General features: G+C 58.0%; 21 protein-coding genes and 1 other RNA gene. 14 read left to right on the forward strand and 8 right to left on the reverse strand.

Translation table 11 applies throughout. The features are described 5' to 3' along the window. On the forward strand, window positions 1-538 hold a 538-nt coding region (locus ABRP86_RS10260; protein WP_349864137.1), incomplete at its 5' end, for a DDE-type integrase/transposase/recombinase. Here ABRP86_RS10260 and ABRP86_RS10265 read toward each other — a convergent pair. Then, window positions 539-1093 (reverse strand): iron chelate uptake ABC transporter family permease subunit, encoded by a 555-nt coding sequence (locus ABRP86_RS10265; RefSeq protein ID WP_349864140.1) that lies wholly within the window; start codon window positions 1091-1093, stop codon window positions 539-541. It lies immediately after the preceding gene. After that, a complete protein-coding gene (locus ABRP86_RS10270) occupies window positions 1090-2157 on the reverse strand; it encodes a FecCD family ABC transporter permease (protein ID WP_349864142.1) in 1068 nt (355 codons plus the stop codon). Before ABRP86_RS10270 ends, ABRP86_RS10265 begins: the two co-directional genes overlap by 4 nt. A gap of 567 nt (window positions 2158-2724) precedes the next feature. On the opposite strand from ABRP86_RS10270, the gene ABRP86_RS10275 reads away from it, so the two are divergent. Together ABRP86_RS10275 and ABRP86_RS10280 are read left to right on the forward strand one after the other, a co-directional pair. Beyond that, window positions 2725-3705 carry an ABC transporter substrate-binding protein gene (locus ABRP86_RS10275; protein WP_349864144.1) on the forward strand — a complete coding sequence of 327 codons (981 nt, stop codon included), beginning with the start codon at window positions 2725-2727 and terminating at the stop codon, window positions 3703-3705. A 333-nt stretch (window positions 3706-4038) separates the two neighbouring features. Beyond that, window positions 4039-5904: a siderophore-interacting protein gene (locus ABRP86_RS10280; RefSeq protein ID WP_349864146.1), complete on the forward strand. Its 1866-nt coding sequence runs from the start codon at window positions 4039-4041 to the stop codon at window positions 5902-5904. A 40-nt stretch (window positions 5905-5944) separates the two neighbouring features. Here ABRP86_RS10280 and ABRP86_RS10285 read toward each other — a convergent pair whose 3' ends face one another. Together ABRP86_RS10285 and ABRP86_RS10290 are read right to left on the reverse strand one after the other, a co-directional pair. Further along, window positions 5945-7306: a DHA2 family efflux MFS transporter permease subunit gene (locus tag ABRP86_RS10285; protein ID WP_349864148.1), complete on the reverse strand. Its 1362-nt coding sequence runs from the start codon at window positions 7304-7306 to the stop codon at window positions 5945-5947. Between the two features lie 74 nt (window positions 7307-7380). Next, window positions 7381-7824, reverse strand: a complete 444-nt coding sequence (locus ABRP86_RS10290) for a MarR family winged helix-turn-helix transcriptional regulator (protein WP_349864150.1) — start codon at window positions 7822-7824, stop codon at window positions 7381-7383. A 316-nt stretch (window positions 7825-8140) separates the two neighbouring features. Here ABRP86_RS10290 and ABRP86_RS10295 point away from each other — a divergent pair, with 316 nt between their 5' ends. Next, on the forward strand, window positions 8141-8755 hold the full coding sequence (locus tag ABRP86_RS10295; protein ID WP_349864153.1) for a kinesin: 615 nt from the start codon (window positions 8141-8143) through the stop codon (window positions 8753-8755). 63 nt (window positions 8756-8818) lie between these two features. Here the strand turns inward: ABRP86_RS10295 and ABRP86_RS10300 are convergent, their stop codons facing one another. Further along, window positions 8819-9259 carry a DUF1990 family protein gene (locus ABRP86_RS10300; protein ID WP_349864156.1) on the reverse strand — a complete coding sequence of 147 codons (441 nt, stop codon included), beginning with the start codon at window positions 9257-9259 and terminating at the stop codon, window positions 8819-8821. Window positions 9260-9468: 209 nt separating this feature from the next. On the opposite strand from ABRP86_RS10300, the gene ABRP86_RS10305 reads away from it, so the two are divergent. The 4 genes from ABRP86_RS10305 (at window position 9469) to ABRP86_RS10320 (ending at window position 13280) form a co-directional block, all read left to right on the forward strand. Continuing rightward, a complete protein-coding gene (locus ABRP86_RS10305; protein WP_349864158.1) occupies window positions 9469-10560 on the forward strand; it encodes a S1 family peptidase in 1092 nt (363 codons plus the stop codon). Between the two features lie 238 nt (window positions 10561-10798). Continuing rightward, window positions 10799-11083: a FeoA family protein gene (locus ABRP86_RS10310; protein WP_349864160.1), complete on the forward strand. Its 285-nt coding sequence runs from the start codon at window positions 10799-10801 to the stop codon at window positions 11081-11083. A 50-nt stretch (window positions 11084-11133) separates the two neighbouring features. Continuing rightward, window positions 11134-13023 (forward strand): ferrous iron transport protein B, encoded by a 1890-nt coding sequence (gene feoB / locus ABRP86_RS10315; RefSeq protein ID WP_349864162.1) that lies wholly within the window; start codon window positions 11134-11136, stop codon window positions 13021-13023. Then, the gene (locus ABRP86_RS10320) at window positions 13020-13280 is read left to right on the forward strand and encodes a MarR family transcriptional regulator (RefSeq protein ID WP_349864164.1); all 261 of its coding nucleotides are present in this window, start codon (window positions 13020-13022) and stop codon (window positions 13278-13280) included. The genes feoB and ABRP86_RS10320 overlap by 4 nt, the downstream gene beginning before the upstream one ends. Here ABRP86_RS10320 and hisN read toward each other — a convergent pair. Next, complete coding sequence (gene hisN, locus ABRP86_RS10325) at window positions 13277-14059, reverse strand: histidinol-phosphatase (protein ID WP_023016942.1); 783 nt, start codon at window positions 14057-14059, stop codon at window positions 13277-13279. The two genes, ABRP86_RS10320 and hisN, sit on opposite strands and share 4 nt — an antisense overlap. Next, window positions 14052-14888 (reverse strand): inositol monophosphatase family protein, encoded by an 837-nt coding sequence (locus tag ABRP86_RS10330; protein WP_349864166.1) that lies wholly within the window; start codon window positions 14886-14888, stop codon window positions 14052-14054. The genes hisN and ABRP86_RS10330 overlap by 8 nt, the downstream gene beginning before the upstream one ends. Window positions 14889-14948: 60 nt before the next feature. Here ABRP86_RS10330 and prfB point away from each other — a divergent pair, with 60 nt between their 5' ends. Further along, window positions 14949-16052 (forward strand): peptide chain release factor 2, encoded by a 1104-nt coding sequence (prfB, locus tag ABRP86_RS10335; RefSeq protein WP_005277601.1) that lies wholly within the window; start codon window positions 14949-14951, stop codon window positions 16050-16052. Between the two features lie 21 nt (window positions 16053-16073). Here prfB and ABRP86_RS10340 read toward each other — a convergent pair whose 3' ends face one another. Then, window positions 16074-17702, reverse strand: coding sequence for an AbgT family transporter (locus tag ABRP86_RS10340; protein ID WP_349864168.1), 1629 nt, complete (start codon window positions 17700-17702; stop codon window positions 16074-16076). Window positions 17703-17822: 120 nt separating this feature from the next. On the opposite strand from ABRP86_RS10340, the gene ftsE reads away from it, so the two are divergent. The 5 genes from ftsE (at window position 17823) to ssrA (ending at window position 20775) form a co-directional block, all read left to right on the forward strand. After that, the gene (gene ftsE / locus ABRP86_RS10345; protein WP_023025797.1) at window positions 17823-18521 is read left to right on the forward strand and encodes a cell division ATP-binding protein FtsE; all 699 of its coding nucleotides are present in this window, start codon (window positions 17823-17825) and stop codon (window positions 18519-18521) included. Continuing rightward, the gene (ftsX, locus tag ABRP86_RS10350; RefSeq protein WP_349864171.1) at window positions 18518-19420 is read left to right on the forward strand and encodes a permease-like cell division protein FtsX; all 903 of its coding nucleotides are present in this window, start codon (window positions 18518-18520) and stop codon (window positions 19418-19420) included. The genes ftsE and ftsX overlap by 4 nt, the downstream gene beginning before the upstream one ends. 44 nt (window positions 19421-19464) lie before the next feature. Next, window positions 19465-19968, forward strand: a complete 504-nt coding sequence (gene smpB / locus ABRP86_RS10355; protein ID WP_023016945.1) for an SsrA-binding protein SmpB — start codon at window positions 19465-19467, stop codon at window positions 19966-19968. Then, window positions 19961-20326, forward strand: coding sequence for a DUF488 domain-containing protein (locus ABRP86_RS10360; RefSeq protein ID WP_023025802.1), 366 nt, complete (start codon window positions 19961-19963; stop codon window positions 20324-20326). The genes smpB and ABRP86_RS10360 overlap by 8 nt, the downstream gene beginning before the upstream one ends. Window positions 20327-20392: 66 nt before the next feature. Beyond that, window positions 20393-20775: a transfer-messenger RNA gene (gene ssrA / locus ABRP86_RS10365) on the forward strand. Window positions 20776-20826: the final 51 nt, after the last annotated feature.

A 20826-nucleotide genomic window follows, 5' to 3' on the forward strand; every position in this document is an offset into this window, starting at 1 on the left:
TCGAAGCCGCCGGATCAGCTACACTTACTATCGCATCTTGATTAAATCCCCGTGTCCACTTTCCGGGGTTCGGGCCCGAGGCAAAAACATGTATTTGGCTACAGTCATTGACACCTATTCACGGAAACTTGCAGGTTATGCACTCGCAGACCACATGCGTGTCTCACTGGTCATCGATGCCCTAGCCCACGCACACGGTGTGCGTGGCAGTCTTGACGGGGCTATTTTCCATTCCGATCACGGCAGCGTGTACACCTCACAAGCGTTTAGAAACTACTGCTCGTCGCTGGGTGTACGCCAATCCATGGGCGCGGTGGGAACGAGTGCCGATAATGCCCTGGCAGAGTCATTTAACGCCACCTTAAAACGTGAAGTGCTGCGTGATCGGAAAGTCTTTGATAATCCCATTATCTGCCGTCAGGAAGTCTTTCGGTGGTGCATGCGCTACAACACCCGCAGGCGCCACTCCTGGTGCAATCTTGTGGCTCCTGATGTCTTTGAAGCCGAGACTTCAGCTATACTAGCTAAAGTCGCATAGTTAACCCCCGATGTGTCCACTTTCCGGGGGTCGGGCCCCGCCTCCTTTCCAGGAAAGAACCCACACGACGACGCTTGTACTGACAGCTCCGATAAAAGCGGCTAGTGGGACGCCGATGCCGGCTAACCAACCTATGAAGCCGCTACCCGAGCCGAAGACGATAACCGTAACCGCCATTGCTGAGGCGCCAGCGGTTATGCCTAAAATGTCAGGACTGGCGAGCGGGTTTCTGGTTATCGATTGTGTTAGAGCCCCAGCGAGACCAAGTGCACATCCTACTGTAAACGCAGTGAGAGCACGGGGCATTCGCCATTCGAAGACGACTAGTTTCTCCAGTCGAGTGCCTTGGCCGCTTACAATAACTTCCAGTATTCGACCGAAAGAGATTGGATAATCTCCCAGCATGATAGAAAAAGGCACAAGAAGTAGGGCCAATATAGCGAGGATGAAAGTTGTAGATAGCTGCCACGGGCGCCAAACAGTTGAGAGCTCTAATAGTTTTGTACCAATGCGGAAGGCGGGGCGACCGGGGACAGAATTGCGGTGACTATTCATAGCGCTACTCCCTTCCGCTGGAAGACGAGCATGAAGAATAATGGGGCGCCAATAAAAGCGACGACAATTCCTACTGGTAATTCGCCAGGGCGTGCGATGATCCGGCCAATGACATCAGCTAGCACCAGTAGCGTGGCGCCCAATAGGGCGGAATACGGCAAAATCCACCGATAGTCAGGACCCGTGATGGCACGCACCAAGTGCGGCACTATCAGGCCGATGAACCCTATGGGCCCTGCCATGGCCGTCGCAGCCCCCGCAAGCAGAGCGATCAGGACCATGCCAAAGAGACGATCCCGATCGGTTTGAGCACCGAGACTTTGAGCCACATCGTCTCCGAGGCTAAGCAAGTTTAACGATGGGGCTGAAGCGAAGGCTAAGACGATGCCCAAGACTAGAAATGGTAGTACTCCCCAAAAGACGTCTAGACCTCGACCCGCTACCGAACCTACTGTCCAAAAGCGCATACGGTCCAGATTGGCTTCTTCTGCAAGAATGAGGCCTGTAGTGATTGAATTCAACACAGCGGATAAGGCTGCGCCACTCAGCGTAAGAGTAAGCGGACTAGCATTACCTCCATTGATGCGTCCCATACCGAAGACAATGATGGTTGCACTTATCGCGCCCAAGAAAGCAGCCACAGTGGTGGCAAACATACTGATTGAGCCAAAGAGCGCGAAGCTGGAAACTACGGCTAAGGCGGCGCCAGCATTGACTCCAAGAATGCCTGGATCTGCCAGCGGGTTTCGTGTGTGGCCTTGAATTAAAGCGCCAGCTACTCCGAGAGAAGCACCCACTACGATTGCGATCAACGTCCTCGGCACACGGAGCTCGAAGAGTACTTGCTGTTCAAAGTTCAGAGCAGTTTCACGGTGCGATGGAACTTCTCTGAGGGCAGATATGACGTCGGTCAGTGGAATACTTCTAGCTCCGACAGCGATGCTCAAGAAAATTCCGAGGACGAGCGGTGCCAGACATAGTATGAGTCCAGCAACGCGTCGCGAATAGGTGCGGCTTCGAGGCACTTGGGTGCCGTTAATGCCGAAACTGGAATGAGTACTCATGGCGGTCAGTTGAGAAGTTCCTGTTCTGTGCGGTAAGACCTGTGTTCTTTAGGGCTGGATAGGCTCAACCAAGAGTCAGGCCCATAAGAATGAGAAAACTGTCGTTTGAGGCGTTTGGCTTGCGGTTGAAGTCCTTCCATCTCCTCAAAGAAAACTCCTGTTCCCACTTGTGGCTTACGCTGAGCTAACGACTGAAATTGCGAGGTTTAGCGTCATTGACATTCTGCAAAGTGTTAGGTGTGGCACAAATATATGCTTTTCAGATTAGGTTAGTCAACCCTAATCCAGGTGGGCAAATTTGATACTAACTTGTCCTGGGGTGGGGAGGGGGTAGATGGAGGCTTTCGCCTCTCGATTGCAATCGAGGGAGGGGTGTAATCCTCTCGGGGCGATTTTCGGTCCAGGTGGGGCCAGTTAATGACATATTCCACAAATATGTATCGGCACACTATTGCAATGTGGTATAGGTAAAGCTAACCTAACCTAAAAGTTGTCCGCGAGTCTGTGGGAAATCCAATGGAAGGCGTTGAAAAGGCAACTTCAGGAAATCGACTTTAAGGAATAGGGATGTCATTTAAAAGGGGAGCACGGTCATTTATCGCGGCCGCTATCTGTGCCGGATTGGCTCTGTCAGGATGCTCGTCGAACGATTCAACCGATGAAGCGGCAACTTCCGAAGTTGCAGACGACGTGACCATTGAGCATGCACGGGGTACAGATACGTATCCGGTCAATCCACAAAACGTGGTAGCCGTGGGGCCTGCCGTTGATAACTTGCTGGAACTTGGAATTAAACCGGCAGCCGTCGTGCAGAATGCAAAGGACAAGAACTCGCCTTGGCGCGAGGGGAAGCTCGATGGTGTCAAGGTGATCGATCAGGCAGATTTCAAAACTCTGCCACAAGAACAAATCGCGGCAATCGAACCCGACTTCATCGTTGGGGATTACTGGACAATTTCTGAGGACAATTACAAAGAATTGTCAGCCATCGCACCGACCCTCGGCGGAATCTCCGATACCGGGGAGGGCATTGGCTGGGAAGCGCAGCTAGAAGCTTTGGGCAAGATATTCAATAAGGAGTCCGAAGCTAAGAAAGCAATTGAAGAGGATCAGAAGCGTTTCGCTGATGTGAAGGAAAAATTGCCAAACCTCTCTGGTAAAACCGGCATTGTTTCCCAATTCGCCCAGGGATCCTTTGGCGCCGTTGCTGACCCTGAGGATCCGGGTGCATCCTTCATCTACGATCTAGGTATGAAGTTCCCGGAGAAACTGACTGACGGTACGGTTCCAGTTGATAATGGCCGAGTCACGCTTTCTCCGGAAAACGTGTCCTACCTAGCCGCTGATTTTATGGTCATCTATAACCGCACCGGCTCAATCGAAGAAGTTGAAAATACTCCGGGATACAAAGATTTGCCGCAGGTGAAATCCGGTGCGACTCTCGCTGGTGACGAAGCGGTCGTCGCTGGACTCAACACCCCAACGAGCCTGAGCCGAGCTTGGGTGCTGGACAAGACGATGCCGACGCTGGAAAATGTTGGAAAGTAGTTAAGGTCTGCACAACTCCGACGCCTGCTAGATGGGGCTCACCCCTTTGCGGCAGGTAGTCGCCAACGCCTTCCGATTCATCGGAAGGCGTTGTCTTAAATGGACTGTATCCAAGGCAGTGGTGCGTCCGTTCTTGCCTTTCCAGCAACGAAAACCGACGTCAGGCTTTCCGTATATTCACCCATCGGCGCAGCAAGATGATTGCGTTAAAAGGTATGTGGGTGAGCTGGAAAATGCTTGGCGCGGGAAGAGACGTTCAAAGCGTCAGCAAAACTAAATAAAAATTAGGCCATCGAACAAAGTGAAATAAAAGCCATCAAGACCGAGAGGGGAATGGTCTCAAAAATGCCAAGGAACAGCCGGAGCAGGGAAATTTATCCAATTTCCTACCGGGAATTATACGTGGAAAATATCGAAGATATATCGCCATCCATGCGGCGAATTACGTTCAGCGGGGAGCAGCTCCAGGAGCACGAACGCGATGGTATTTCCGTTCCTTCATTATTAAGCCATGGTTTTGATGACGACGTTCGACTCATCTTCCCGGATCCGGAGACTGGAGAGCGACCGCACCCAATCGCCCAAAACGATGGCAACCTCCTGTGGCCAGAAGCCGTTAAGAACTTATTCCGCACATACACGGTTCGCTACTTTGACGCTGTTAATGGGCTATTAGCAATTGATTTCGCGCGCCATGGTGAGGGCTTGGCCGAAAACTGGTCACAGAGTGCTCGCATTGGTGACCCCATTTTTGTGGCAGGCCCGAAGTCGTGTGCACAGTTGCCCACGCATACCGATTGGCTTTTCTTGGCAGGAGACGAGACTGCGCTCCCAGCCATCGGCCGCTGCCTGGAATCGCTCCCATCTGGGCATGATGCGATTGCGGTGGTGGAGGTTCCGACGAACGCTGATATTCAAAAATTAGACATTCCGGATTCAGTACAGATCCACTGGGCGATACGTGACCAGGGCGAGGGCTTCGTTGAAAAGGCTAGTGCGCTCTTTGAAGAGACCGCTGACTCACAATTGCCTAGGGGCGAAGCATATGTATGGGCGGCGGGGGAGGCCTCCCGGCTGAAAACACTGCGGCGTTTGTTTAAGGCTTCCGGAATCGCCCCTGAGCATCAGGAAATTACAGGTTACTGGCGGCGAACTAGCCGGAAAGATGGCAAAGAAAGCGCATCGAGCAGCAATAGTGTTTTGCACAATATTCATGATTTGGCTGAGTTGAATTCAGCCTTTGCGCTCCGCACTGCAGTACGTTTAGGGCTATTCCAAGAGATCGACGCGGGTGCCAATACTTTTCCTGCCCTTGCTGCTGCGGCAGACCTTCACGAGGAGGCGTTACGGAGGTTTATCCGTTACCTAGCTGCTCTTGAACTCGTCGAAGTCAGCGAAACCACCCTCACCTTGACTGCAATGGGAATGGAGTTAGCGGACCCAGATTCCAATGTGGTGTGTTGGCTCAGCGGGCCGGCGCATCTTGAGGCGATGGCGCTGATGCGCCTTGAGCATAGCCTTCGTACCGGTGAGGCGGCACCGCAAGGCGAACAGGGATTGCCGTGGTCAGAATATGTGAGCCGTGACCCACAACTCGCGGCCGAGCGCTGTGAGCAAAAGAACGTGAGCGCTGGGTGGACTGCTCCGTCCGCTGCACAGGCGCTGCAGCACTATCTGAATGAGACCGCTCGTGTCCTCATCATTGGCCAGGGAGGTGCGGTATATGCGGATGAAATTCTCCGGCGATGTGAGCATGCCCAGAGCCGGATTATTACCGGTGCTTCCTCGGAAGCGGTGCTAGGGGAAATCGCAGGAGCTTCTCGTGAACGATGCGAAACGAGTGGCAGCGAAAGCGGCTTTTCTCCCACCGAAGCAGACTATGCGTGGGCAACTGACGTTATTTTCATCGATCCCTGGAGCGTCTTAGGCAGCGAAGAGGTGGCCGCCCAATTAGGGCGCGCGGTTGGTGGGGATAAGTCCCGCCGGGCTTATATCCTTACCGAGGTCCTCGAGGAAGCCGGCGGCGATGAGCATTCCTATGAAGAGGACTTGGTAAGGCTTTCCATGTTCGGCACCAAGGTGCCGACCCAGGACGATGTCAGCGCTGCTACCGCTGATAGCCGCGCTCTTATTTCTTCTGCCACGGCTGTTGGCTGGGGCAAACACCTCTTCGTCCTGGAAGCAAAAGCGAATTCCTAAAGAGGAACCTCGGTAGGACAAATGCCTCGAGCTTCACCTTTTATTTTCGGACCACGGTCCCGCGTGGGAGGCCGGTAGCCGTTACAGCCATAAGTGTGGTGAACACGGTGAAGTAGGCGAACGTTGTCCAGCCGACCCCGTGGGTGAGGGTCATCAGCACCGTGCAGACGGATACGCCTAGTGCGCTGCCAAGTTGGGTCGCTATGCGGCCCGCAGCGCTGGCATGGACGACTTCATCTTTGGCTAAGCCGTGGTAGGTCGCGGACATCGTGAGCACCGTAAGGGCTCCGATGCCGCCGCCGCGCACGAATAGCGCGCAGCCTTGAAGGATGAGCCAGCCTGCCGCCTGGCCGGTGGGAAAGGCGAAAGGTAGCGTTCCGATAATAGTGGCGGCAATGCACATGTAGACGGTCTTCCGCGTACCCCAACGGGCGATGAATTTTTTCGATGCCGAGCGGCTGAAATAGGCGCCCACGCTTTGTAGGGCTAGCAGAAGTCCCGCATGCAGTGCGGTGTAGGCATAGTTGCTCTGGTAGTGCAGCGGAATGAGGAAGAGCCCGCCATAAAATACGGTGCTTGCAATGGCCAGCGTTGCCCACGCTGAGGAAAAGGAGGGGTGGGTAAATAGGCGGACATCGATAAGCGGTGACGGCGCCCGGAGCGCATGCAAGACAAAGTAGCCAATCAGCCCCGCGCCGGCGGCGAGGAGAATTATGCTTGTCCAAGAGTTCATGTGCCCGATGGTGGTAAAGCCATAGACCGCTGCGAGCAAACCCGGGGCGAGCAGGAGGTATCCCGTGCGGTCCAGCTGGGCTGCTGGGTCTGCTGGGGTCCGTTCTAGATAGTGCACGGCAAGGGCAATCGCGGCGATGCCGATGGGGACGTTGATGAGGAAGATGGCGCGCCAGCCGATGGCATCGACAAGCAGCCCGCCCAGTAGCGGGGCAATCGCAGGCGCAATGACCGCTGGTAGACCGATTGCGGTGATGGCGCGTGTGGCCTGGTCCTTCCCGGCATTGGTGACGATGAGCGTCTGCATCACCGCCACCGAGAAGCCCGCCGCGAATCCCTGCAGGACGCGGAAGGCGATGAGCATGTCTATATGCGTAGACATCGCGCACAGGATTGAAGCGACGGTGAAGGTTGCGAGCGCGGTAATCCAGAGATTTTTGGCGCCGAAGCGGCGCGTTGCCCAGCTGCTGAGCGGAATGGCCATGGTGGAGGCCAACCCGTAGCTGGTGATGACCCATTGGGCGAGAACTATCGGTGCGTGGAACGCCTCGCTGATGGAATGAATAGCGACGTTAACGATGCTGATATCTAGCAGCGGCAAAATTGAACCGAAGACAAGGGCGATGACTACCCGCCTAGTCTGGGGGTCGAGTTTTTCTTCTTCCTGCATGAGGGGTTCCCTTCGAAGTGTGTGCGCACAAGGCGTGGTGAGGTGTGGTCATGGTGGAGATAGCGATGGAGGTATTAGGAGGCGAATGGTCCGTCGTGGGTGAGGGCGGTGAGCATTTCCGCGAATTGCTGTTGCGCGGGCTCCGGCCAGCGGGCGAGGAATTCTTCTAATTGTTGGGTCAGGCGCGAGCGCATCACGGCGACGTTGTCTTGGCCCAGTGGGGTCAGCGACAGTTGTATCCATCGCGCGTCGCGGGGATCGGTAGTGCGACCAATGAGTCCGGCCTTTTCTAGGGCCGAGGCGTGGCGGGATACTACCGAGCGATCTAGGCCGATGACGGTGGCGAGCTCTTTCGGAGTGGAGGGTCCACAGCGGTCTAGGCCGCTGAGCACCAAATATGTGGATTCGTTGACTTCTTCACCGAGCCCCTCGGTGAGATGGGCGTACATACGTCGACGGAGGCTGCGCTGGGAAAGTAGTCCCAGTGCGTCGGCGACTTGTTTGCTTGGATTGTCCATGTCAGAAGAATACATGCACTGTGCACGCGTGTCTAGTGCACGCATGCTTATTGCACGTTTATTTTTGTGGGCTGGCAGTGGAGAGGCGGAAAGTGTCCAAAATGACCGCGTTTGTCCATTTTTCGGGTCGATTTTTGGTGAAACGCGGTTGTTTTGGGCAGCCTGACGCTCATCCGTACCTCTATCTGCCGGGGTAGCACCCGAAGAGCACAAAAGAGCCTTCCGGTTTCTCCCAATGCCGGTTCCCGTGCACGCACCTTAACTTTCTGGAACGCTAGAATGGGAAAGTATAGATCTAGTTAAGGAGTACAAAGCAATGGCTAAAGAAACTGCACGCGCCCTTGGTCACGAAGTGGACGTGGACCGCGAGAAATTTACCTACTTGGCATCTACTGATGCCGAGGGCAACAAGATTGAATCCGGCAAGGCTGCGGCAGCGGGAGCCGGCGCAGCGGGAGCTGGTGCAGCAGCTGCCGGTGCCGCTGCAACGGCGAACGCAGACGAGCAGGACGACTCCGCGACCCAGAGCGATTACGAGCCGAAGAACCACGTCGTTACTGGTGCTGAGGAAGAACACGTCGCCGCCGCGTCCGAGCAGCCGGACCTGCAGGAAAAGCTGGATGAGGACAACGCGGACTATGAGCCCTCAGAGCACGTTGTGGGCGAGGCCGAAGAAGAGCACATCGGCACCGCGCCGGAGCAACCGGAAGGGGATGCGGCAGATGATGAACGCGATGACTTCGATGACCTGAAGGACAAGGTCACCGAGGCTGGCAATGTCGTTGAAGAGGCCATCAACCGCGCTAAGGACTTCGTGGAAGACAAGGCGCAGGAATACCAGGAAGAATCCGGTAAGAAGGGCGGTTTCTTTGACCGCGTGAAAGACGTTGTGCGCGAGGCTCGCGATAACCTCGATGAAAAGCGCAAGTAGTTAACTGCGCCTAGGCCGCTGCCTTTCCTAGAGAGGAGGGGCAGCGGCCTAGGCGCTGCCATGCTAGTCCAGCGCGTGCAGGTAGAACCAGCGGATGAGGAGGCGACGGGGGATATCGATAAGCGGGCGCAAGGCGGGAAGGAAGGGCTCGGAGGCGGCATCGATAAGCAGCAGCGTCCGGCCATCGCGCAGGCGCTCCAGGGTGAAGCTTTCCTCGCCGCGCTCGAGGTGGCCGGGCAAGGTGCCGTAGGTAAAGCCGCAGCGGCCATCGTCGGCGAAGGTCTCGACCACGCGGCAGCGGAAATCAAACGGGCCAAGGCCTAAGGTGACCTCGGCGTCTTCTTGTACAACCGGGTGGGTGGGGTGAACGCGGAAAAGGCCGCTGCGCTGGATGCCCCAACGAAAGAGCCGGTGGGCTGCGGTATCGAACTCGGCGTCGATGACCCTGCTCATGTGCAGTTGCGGGAATCCGGCGGTATCGGAATAAGAAAGCGGCTCTGGCATCTTAAGTCTCAGCGCTTATCTGTGGGGACCTCATGGAGTGAAGAATAGGGCATCGAAAAGTTTTTGGGATGGATTAATTGTGGGATCACCCCCGAAACCTGAAAGAACGGTAACGGCTTGGAAACAGTCACAGGACTTAGCTGCTTTCACACGTCATCCATGTCAGGATTTAGCTAGCACGATCCTGACAACTGAAAGAAGGTACTTTGATGCTTCGCATTCCGCACCTAAAGAAAGTCCTGGTGGGCTCGGCTTTCGCTGGTGCGTTTTTCTTGGGTTCCCCGGCAGCAGGCGCCCAAGAATTGCCCCAACCGGATATTGACTCGGCAGGGTTAATCAACCAAGTGCGCGATGGCCTCGCGGACTTTGGGATTGAGACCCCAGAGGTGGATACACAGGTCACCGATGCCGTGGATTCCGCAGTACAGGACGCGCACGACGCGGTGGCGAATAACGGCCAGCAGGAGGCCCAGTACGCAGAGCCGGCCACCAACCCGAACCCGTTCGGGTTGCTTGAGCAAGCCACCCAAGTAGAGCAAAAGCCACTGGGCAATAATCCCAACTACCAGTGGAAAAATGATGGGTTTTCCAAGGTAGCTGCGGGCAAGCCCGATTCGGACTTTGTTCTGCACCGCGTGCCGGGTTCCTTGTTCGATGCCCCGCGCATTCCTGAAGAATCCGATGTTGCCATGAACCAGGGCAAGTCCCTCTATGGCCCTGGAACTCCCATCTATATCAATGGTGACACCATGTGCACCTTGAGCGTTGCCGGCAATGACGATGCCGGTCGCAAGGTGGGGCTGACCGCGGGGCACTGCGGCAATGAGGGTGATGCCATTACCTCGGCCGATTCCGATCACATTGGCCCGACGGGCACCATCGTGGCCAAGAACGACGAGCTGGATTATTCGGTGATCGAATTCGGCTCTAATGCTGAGGTCACCCGCACCTACAACGGGATTACCGTTAATTCCCTGGGTGGAACCGTAAACCCGGGTGAGACCGTATGCAAGCAGGGCGTTGCCACCGGCAAGACCTGCGGTATGACCTATCAGCAGGCACAAAGCATCCAGGTCAACCAAGTCTGCGCCATGATGGGCGATTCCGGCGCGCCGCTGCTCGCTGGTGACCGCCTCATCGGTTCCATCTCCGGCGGCTTCCTGCCGGTGAACTTCCCGTGCCGCACCCCGCTGCAGGGTGCGGTTCACAACCCCACCGCCGCTACCAACATGGACACCGTGTTGGCGGATATGAACCGCCGCGGTGGCGTTGGCGCAGGGTTTACCTTGCCCGAAGCATAAACCGCGAAGCAGATAGCGCCCCGTTCAGCCTTGAGAGCCGCACGGGGCGCTTTTTATGTGCAATTTCTATGGGCGCATAACGCGCATGTGTCCCGCCAAAGTGGGGGAAGCGCAGGATAGCCTTGCCTGCAACCAAAGACATAAACTAAGGTGAGACTTACCTATTGTCCATTTAGGAATAGTCAATATCTGCTGTGGCTAACGCTTCCACAGCGAAGTTTGAACTGAGGTTTCCCCCATGCACAAAACCCATTCCACCCCACCAGAAACCGGGCCCATGCGCGCGGACCAAGCACCCACTGACGCCGTGGTGGAACTATCCGCTGATTGCCTGCACAACGCGATAGAGACCCAACCGGCACTGGCCGTGCGGCTGCGCGAGCTGGGCTTTCGCCCTGGTACCCGGGTGCAGATCGGCCGCACCGTCGCAGGTGGTGCGCGCGTGGTCAGCGTAGGCACGGCCCGCTATGCAGTGGATGCGCACACGCTGCGCCAACTCGAAGTCATTCCGGTGGAGGCATAAGCGATGGCACATAACTCCACGGCCCAGCAAGCTGCCACAGCACCTCCACCATGCGGATAGCGGCGGAAGGCACGCCGGTGCTCGCACTGGTGGGCGCGCCCAACTGCGGAAAATCCACCCTCTTTAACGCATTGACCGGAGCGAAGGTCCAGACCGGCAACTGGCCGGGCACCTCCGTCGAGGTCAGCCGCGGGCTCTGGAATGCGCAGCCAGAGGCCTTTGACATCATCGACCTGCCCGGCGCCTATTCACTTGAGCCCATGAGCCCGGATGAGGCCTTTACCAAGCAGATGCTCATTGACTGCCCGGCAGACGAGCGCCCTGATGTCGTCGTGGTCCTCGTGGACGCAACGGCCCCGGCCCGCGGGCTCAACTTGGCGCTGCAAATTGCCGCCGAGCCATACCGCGTGGTCATCGGCGTGACCAAGGAGGATATGGCCGAGCAGCAGGGCATTAGCATCGATACTGAAGCGCTCTCCCGCGCCACTGGCATGCCAGTGGTCAGCGTCAATGGACGGCGCCGGCGCAACCTCGACGGGCTGGAAACCACCGTGGCACAGGCCATGCGCGTCGAGCCAACCATCATCCGCCAGGATTCCGGCCTGGATCAGCGCTTTGCGGATCTCGATGCCGCCGAAAAAGCTGCGGTCCACCGCGTGGAGGTAGGCGAGACCCTCACCCAGCGCGTGGACCGCGTGGTGCTGCACCCAGTGGTGGGCCCGCTGCTCTTCCTCGCGGTGATGTGGGCGGTCTTCTTCATCACCACCACGGTGGCAGGGCCCATGCAGGACGGCCTCGAAGACCTTGTCACCGGTCCGGTCTCGGACGCGGCCCGCGCCGGGCTGGAAGCCATTGGCCTGGATCACTGGCTGATTTCGGGCTTGCTTGTTGATGGCCTCATTGGTGGCGTCGGCATGGTACTGACCTTCGCTCCGCTACTGGCGCTGATGTTTCTGTGCTTGGCGGTGCTGGAGGATTCCGGCTATATGGCGCGCGCTGCGGTGGTCACCGATAGGGTGATGCGCTCGATTGGCCTGCCTGGCAAGGCCTTTATCCCCATCGTGGTGGGCTATGGCTGCAACGTGCCGGCGATTTCGGCCACGCGAGTGCTTGGCGATGTCCGCCACCGCATCCTTACCTGCCTGCTTATCCCGTTTACCTCGTGCTCGGCGCGCCTTATCGTCTTTATGATGCTGGCGCAGGTCTTTTTCCCAGATCACGCCGGATCGGCCGTCTTTGGCATGTACGTTCTGTCCATCGCCCTGGTGGTAGCCGTGGGCCTGGCGCTGCGCAAAACAGTCTGGCGCGCCATGCCGTCCGAGGCACTCGTTATTGACTTGCCGTCGTATCAGCTGCCCACGTTCAAGCTATCGCTCTCGGTCATGTGGGTGCGCCTGAAGGGATTCCTGCATACCGCCGGCGGCATCATCGTGGCCACGGTAGTGGTCATTTGGCTGCTCATGTCCATACCCGTCACCGGTGGCCATTCCTTTGACGAGGAAGCCGTCCCGCCGGAGGACTCGGCCTATGGCGCGGTATCGAAGGCAATATCCCCGGCCTTCGCGCCGGCTGGCTTCGATTCGTGGTCCCTGACCGGACCGCTGGTTACCGGCTTCGTGGCGAAGGAAACGCTCATTTCCACCTGGGCGCAGACCTACGCCGTCGATGACGTCACGGATGCCGATCCTGAAGAACAAGCCGAGTCTTCGCTGGCCGATCACATCCGCAGCGACTTCGGTGCCGCCTCTGGCGGGCACGGGCTGGCCGCGGTGTGGGCGTATATGGTCTTCCTCTTGGCCTATACCCCGTGCGTGGCTACGGTGGCCGCGCAGCGGCGCGAAATTGGCTGGAAGTGGACGCTCATCGGCTTTGCCCTGCAGCTCGTCACGGCCTGGGTCTTGGCAGTCGGTGTCTTCCAGGTGCTGAGGTTATTCCTATGAGCCCTACAGACAAGGTAAAAGAAGCGATCCGCGGCGGTCACTCCACGCCCGCGGACATCGCCCGCGCGACAGGATTAGGGCAGGGGACGGTGGAAGTCATCCTCTCCCACTTGGAGCACAGCGCGCAGCTCGTGCGCGAATCGCTGTCCTCGTGCCCCACGGGTGGCTGCGGAAGCTGCTCACAGAGCGGCGGCTGCTCCGGCGCCGAGGGTGGGCGCCGCGAACCGGTCTTATTGAAGCTTACGGTCCGGCCTTAATCCTGCAGCATCTGCAGCGCGGCCTTGTGCAGGCGGCCATTGGAGGCAATGGCCGATCCGCCGTGCGGCCCAGGATTGCCGGACAGATCCGTAAACGTACCGCCGGCCTCGGTCACGAGCAGGGACGGGGCGGCGAGATCCCAGAGGGAGACCTCCGGCTCGGTGGCGATATCGACGGCGCCTTCTGCCACGAGGCAATAGGACCAGAAATCGCCGTAGCCGCGCAGGCGCCACGTCTTATCCGTCAAGTTGAGGAATTTATCGCGCAATCCGCGCTCGGACCAGCCGGTCAGCGAGCTCATGGCAAGGGAGGCATGCCCTAGTTTTTCGATCTGGGAGACGTGCAGGCGCTTCGGCTCACCGCCAAAGACGCGGTAGGCACCGGCGCCTTTCGCTGCGTACCACCGCCGGCGCAGGGCTGGGGCGGAGACCACGGAGACGACCGGTTCGCCGTCTTCGAGCAGAGAAATAAGCGTGGCCCACACGGGCACACCGCGCACGAAGTTCTTCGTGCCATCGATGGGATCGATGACCCACTGGCGGCCCTCGTAGCAGGCCTGGCCGCCAAACTCTTCGCCCAAAACCTCATCGCGCGGGCGGGAGCGCTTCAGCGAATCGCGAATGTGCTTCTCGCAGTTGAGATCCGCATCCGATACTGGGGTCAGGTCCGGTTTTTCCTTGACGGATAGGTCGGTGGCCTCGAAGCGGTGCATCGTGACTACATCGGCGTGACCGGCCAACTCGAGCGCGAGACCTAAGTCTTCTTTGAATTTACCCACGGAGCCATTCCTCCATTTGTTGAACTACTTGTTTATTTCCGGCCAAGCACCACTCGACGCCACCGGCTTCTACCTTGCGGGCGGCACCACCAGCGGCCTCAATGAGAGCCTTGCCGGGGAACCAATCCCAATCTGCTACCGAGTGTTGCATCCATGCGCCCCACGTGCTTTCTGCCACGGAGGCCAAGTCCACTGAACCGGCACCAAGCATACGGACTGTAGCAAAGTTTTCGGTCACCCGCTGCCACGCAGCACGAATTTCTGGATCCGCCAGCGACGTTGGGTGCAGGTAGGACGAGAGCGAGATTTCTTCTGCCGGCTTATCCTGCAGCTTGGCAACGTCCTTACCATCGAGCGAGGTGGGGTAGTCGCGCCCGCCAAACCAGGTATAGCCCATGGCGGGGCGGTGGACGGCGCCGAGGGCGACCCCGGAGGCATCGGTAAGCGCGAGCGCCGAGCACCAATAATCGGAGCCGGAGGTGAAATTGTAGGTCCCATCGACCGGATCGATGACCCAATTGCGCCCAGACTGGGACTCGCGGGCCGTGCCTTCCTCGCCCACGAGGCCGTCCTCGGGACGCACGGCCTCTAGCACGCCGGCGATAAAGCGCTCGGCGGCGCGGTCTGCATCCGTGACCACATCAGAAATAGAGGTTTTCTGCTCAACCGAGACGCCCATCTCGCGCAAGCGCCAAGCCAAGCGTCCTGCGTTATACACAAGCGCCTGCGCCAAATGGGCATCCCCATCGTCTGCATGCGCGACAATAAACGTTTTGATGACCGCATCGATCATCTCCTGCAAGCTTGGCTTTTGATCCATGCACACCATTGTCACCCTAAATCCAACCAATGGCTAATTCTGTGGGGTGGGTGGGTAAGATTGGAGCCTATGCGTCCCGAAGTAATTACACGGCTCAAGCAATTGGACACCACCCTGACCACCATTGAAAAGGTCATGGATCCGGAAGCCTTGGCTGCGCGCATTCGGGAATTGGAAGCCCAAGCTGGGGATCCCTCGCTATGGGATGACCCCGAGCACGCACAAAAGGTCACCTCTGAGCTGTCTTCAGCACAGGCAAAGGTCCGCAAACTGGAATCCTTGCGCGGGCGCTTAGATGATATGCCGGTGATGTACGAGCTCGCGGAGGAAGAAGGCACCGTCTCGGTAGCCGATGAAGACCTTGCTGAGCTGGAAAGCGCCATCGAATCCCTCGAGGTAACCACCATGCTCTCCGGGGAATATGACCCGCGCGAGGCCGTGATCAATATCCGCTCCGGTGCCGGCGGGGTAGACGCGGCCGATTGGGCGGAGATGCTCATGCGCATGTACACCCGCTGGGCGGGAAAGCACGATCACAAGGTGGATATTTACGATATTTCCTATGCCGAGGAGGCGGGCATTAAATCCGCTACCTTTGTGGTGCACGGGGAATACATGTACGGCCAGCTTTCCGTGGAACAGGGCGCGCACCGCCTCGTGCGCCTTTCGCCCTTTGATAACCAGGGCCGGCGCCAAACCTCCTTTGCAGAGGTCGAGGTCCTTCCCGTGGTGGAGCAAACGGACCACATCGACGTGCCAGATAACGAGGTGCGCGTGGACGTGTACCGTTCCTCTGGCCCCGGTGGACAATCGGTCAATACCACCGATTCCGCGGTGCGCCTGACCCATATCCCCACCGGCATCGTGGTCACCTGCCAGAACGAGAAATCACAGATCCAAAATAAGGCCTCTGCCATGCGGGTTCTGCAGGCAAAGCTCTTGGAGCGCAAGCGCCAGGAAGAGCGGGCGGAGCTCGATGCGCTCGGCGCCGGCGGCAATGCCTCTTGGGGCAACCAGATGCGCTCTTATGTTTTGCACCCGTACCAAATGGTCAAAGACCTGCGCACCAATTTTGAAATGGGCGATCCCTCCAAGGTACTCGACGGGGATATCGACGGCTTCTTGGAAGCCGGTATCCGGTGGCGGATGCAACAAGAGCGCGGCGAGGATTAACCTCAACCGCGCTCTGCAGGCTTAAGCCGGGTAGTGCATCGGGGCGCCCGGCCCGAGCGGGATACCCAGCAGGTACCACACGATAAAGAAGATAAACCAGCCAACGATCATGGCGATGGAATACGGCAGCGCCAGCGACATCAGCGTGCCAACGCCCGCCGGCTTGTAATAGCGCTGCAGGAAGGTTAGCGCGAGGGCGAAGTACGGCGACATCGGTGTGATGATATTTGTCGGCGAGTCACCGATACGGAAGAGCATCTGGGAAACCTCGGGGGAGATGCCCACGTACATCATCATCGGGACGATCACCGGCGCCATCAGTGCCCACTGCGCGGAACCTGAGGTAATGAACAGGTTGAGAACTGCCACCATGGCCACGAGCGCGGCGAACATCAAGATGGGCGGCAGCGACCATGCCTGCAGCAGCTCAGAACCCTTAATCGCGGTCCAGACACCGAGGTTGGACCACTGGAACCACGCCAAGAACTGGGCGACGGCGAAAAAGAGCACTAGCATGGGGACCAAGGTCTTAATGCCCTTGGCCATAAAGTCTGGCACGTCCGAGGCGGACTTCAGCGTGCCGGCGTAAATGCCGTAGACGATGCCGCAAACCAAAAAGGCCAGGGCAATGGGAACCGCAATCGCACTAATCAGCGGCGATTCCATGAAGCTATCTTCCTGGCTAGCCAGCGGAGAGCCGGGGATAAAGAGCAGGGCGAAGAATCCCGCGAGGAAGATGAGCAGCGCGATACCAGAGGCGGTCAAGCCCTTTTGCTCCTCCGGCTTTACCCGCAGCTCGTCTTCTTCTTCCTCGAAATCAACGTCGCCTTCTTCCGCGTCCTCGTCCGCATCGTTATCAGCGGCGCCGGCGGCCTGGGAGAAGGATACTTCCTCGTAATTGATCTTGTCGTGGTTGACCAGGTCGCGGGCCTTTTCCACCATGAACCATTCCGTGACGGCGGTAATGATAAGCGATAGCACGATGGCGGATGGGATGACGAAGAAGATATTGGCCAGCGGGCTGACCTCATAAGCCTCATCCACAAACTGTGCGGCGGGAGTGGAAATACCGGCCAGCAGGAGGTCAGTAATGTTGAGGATCAGCGAGGCGTTGAAACCCGCCGAGGACGCCGCAAAGGCTACCATGGCACCCACGATGGGGGAGCGGCCCACCGAGTGGAAGGCCATCGCGCCCAGCGGGATGAGGATGACATAAATCGCATCCGAAGCCACGGAACCGGTCACGCCGGCCAGCGCGACGATGAAGGTAAGGAACTTGGGGCTGACCTTGGTCACCATGGCGCGCACGAGCGCGGACAAGAGCCCAGACTGCTCGGCCACGGCCACACCCAGCATGACGGCAAGAATGACGCCCAGCGGCGGGAAGCTCGTGAAGTTTTCCACCGCGTCTGTGACCATGCGCGAGATATTCTCGGTGGTCAGGAGTGATTCAACCTCGATGGTATCGCCGGATTTAGGATCCTTGGCGCTCATGCCAATCAGGTGGCCAATCCAGGAGGTAATGGCGACGATTATCGCGAGGATGACGAAGAGCCAGAAAGGATCGGGCAGCTTATTGCCAATCTTTTCTACGGTGCCTAAAAAGCCGCTTGCTTTCTCCGGTTTTTCTTTGGTTTTGGTCTCGGCCATAGTATCGGCACTTTCTGTCGATCGGGTCGGGCATCATTGCGCACCAGATTTTGTGTTCTAGACTACACCACTAAATAGCGTTCACAGGTTGCTGTCAACTTTGGTTGCTACAGTGGCGGAGTGATTACTTTCAATAACGTGACTAAGGTGTATTCCGCCCAGTCCCGCCCCGCGCTCGATGGGGTGTCTTTTGAGATTGCGGACGGTGAGTTTGCCTTCCTCATCGGACCTTCGGGGTCCGGAAAGTCTACCTTTCTAGAGCTCATGGTGCGCTACAGCAATGTGACCTCGGGCGATATTTACTTCGGCGATTTTCACGTCAACGAGCTGAGCGGCAAGGACATCAACGCCCTGCGCCAATCCATCGGCTACGTATTCCAGGATTTTCGGCTGCTTCCCAAGCTGAACGTGTACCAGAATGTGGCGTTTGCCTTGGAGGTCATCGGCAAGAGCAAGCACCGCATCTCCACCGCGGTGCCGCAGGTATTGGAGATGGTGGGCCTGGAAAACCGTCATCACGCGATGCCGCACGAGCTTTCCGGCGGTGAGCAGCAGCGCGTGGCCATCGCGCGCGCCTTGGTCAATCGCCCGAAGCTGCTGCTTGCCGATGAACCCACGGGCAACCTCGATCCCGCCACCGCCGACGGGATCATGGACTTGCTGCTGCGCATCAACAAGCGTGGCACCACCGTCGTGATGTCCACGCACAATTCCCGCGCCGTGGATAAGGCGCACAAACGCGTGCTGGAATTGCGCGAAGGCACGCTCGTTCGCGATGAACACAATGCCACCTATTCGGCGCAGGAGGAGCAGGCATGAAGCTAGGATTCATCTTCCGCGAGGCCAGCAAGGGCTTGGGCCGTAACCTGACTATGACCATCGCGATGATCATTACCACGGCCATCTCTGTCGGGGCCGTGGTTGCCGGCATCATGGTCACCAACCTCACCAAGGATACGAAGGATATTTACTTGGACCGCGTGGAGGTCATGGTGCAGCTCAACGAGGATATTTCCGCCACGGATCCAAACTGCACCACGCCCGCCTGCGCGGACTTAAAGGAACAGCTGGAATCCGACAGTTCTGTAGAGTCCGTGGAATTTCGCAACCGGGAGGCCTCCTACGAGCGCTTCCGCGAGCTATTCCAGGACACGGACCCGGTGATGGTGGAACAAACCTCGCCGGATGCGCTACCCGCAGCGTTGCACGTGCGTCTCGTTGACCCGGAGGAGGCCTCCGCCATCGATGCTGTACGGGATAACCCGGCGGTAGAAGAGGTCGTGGATCAGCAAGAACAGGTGCGCGAGGCGGCAAGCAACCTTGATTCCATCCGCACCGCCACCTTCATCGTGGCCATCGTGATGTCCATCGCGGCCATCTTCTTGGTGGCCAATATGGTGCAAATCGCCGCCTTCCACCGCACCCGCGAGACCGAAATCATGCGCATGGTCGGCGCCTCGCGCTGGATGACGCAGGCACCGTTCGTGGTAGAAGCGGTGCTCGCTTCGCTTATCGGTGTCGTCTTGGGCGGCGCCGGGCTGCTCGTGGCGAAATCCCAAGTGATCGATCCTGCGCTGCAGGGCCTGTATGAATCGCAGTTGCTGGCACCGATGAAGTCCAGCGATCTGTGGCTCGCCCTGCCGCTGGTAGGGCTGCTCGCCTTGGCGGTTACCGCTGCCACCGCGCAGATTACCCTGCGTTCCTATGTCCGCCGCTAAGCCGTTTGCCGGGTGCGGTAAACGAGCAGTACACTGAGGCAATTATGGCTAAAAAGGGCAAGAAGAATAAGAAGGCGGCTTCCGGGGACGCCACGCTTGCGACCAACCGCCGGGCCCGGCACGACTATAAGATCCTCGAAGAATTCGAGTGTGGCATCGTCCTGCTCGGCACGGAGATCAAATCCCTCCGAGAGGGCAAGATCTCCCTCAATGATGCCTTCGCCACCATTGATAATGGCGAGGTATACCTGCGGAACCTACACATTCCGGAGTATTCGATGGGGTCTTGGACCAACCACAGCCCACGGCGCACCCGCAAGCTCTTGCTGCACCGTCGGGAAATCGACAAGCTCTACGGGCAGGTGCGCAATGGCAATAAAACCCTGGTGCCGCTGAAGGTGTACCTCAAAAATGGGTACGCGAAGTTGTCGCTGGCGCTCGCGCAAGGTAAGCAGGACTATGACAAGCGCGAAGACATCAAGCGGCGCGACCAAAACCGCGAAATCACCCGCGAGCTCGGCCGCCGTGTGAAGGGGATTAATGCTTAAAACGGTAAAGGTTCACGACGCAGTCAAGGGTGAAGACTCCATTTCCGGGACGGGCGTATTGGTAGACCGCCTGTGGCCGCGGGGCATCGCCAAAGCGGACTTGGACTATGACGAGTGGTTCAAGGACGTGGCCCCTAGCCCCGAGCTGCGCAAGTGGTGGAGCCACGACGAAGATTCCTTTGAGGAGTTTTCGCGCCGCTACCGCGCCGAGCTCGATGAGCGCGAATCCGAGGAGCTCACCCAGCTGCTCTCCTTGGCAAAGGAGGGGGACCTGACGCTGCTCTTTGGCGCCGCCGACCGCGAGATTAACCACGCGGTGGTCTTAAAAGAGTGGTTGGAAGAGCACTTGGAGAAATAAAAGCGTCTGCGGTAGTGTTAATACAACCGTAGGGAATGATGCACTATCCCGTCCCTACAGTGCTATGGGGTTGATTTGGTTTCGACTTCGTACACTGCGCCAGGGGAAGCGTGCCGGTGAAGGCTATCGACCACCGTTTAAGCGTCGTAGCAAACAAATAAACGCAGAGAAGAACTCTCAGCGTGACTACGCCCTCGCTGCCTAATTACAGCGACGCGTGTCTGTCAGCCTAGGTTTCGTTCCTGACCTAGAACCTGGCATCGACTAAGGAACTTGCCGTCTGGCTGTGTCATCAGGGCCAGATGGGACTCTTACTGGTGACTGGGCCCATCATCCGGTACGAGTTCGCCCGAACCGGAGGGCCGAGCAGAGATCATGTGCGAACTGCGCACGGAGAAGCCCTGGCAAGGTGACGAAGGACCCGGGTTCAAGTCCCGGCAACTCCACCGAGAGCCCCTCACCTGCATTTGCAGGTGAGGGGCTATTTTTATTCCGTATCA

The organism is Corynebacterium sp. KPL3927, assembly GCF_040225835.1.
GTDB lineage: Bacteria > Actinomycetota > Actinomycetes > Mycobacteriales > Mycobacteriaceae > Corynebacterium.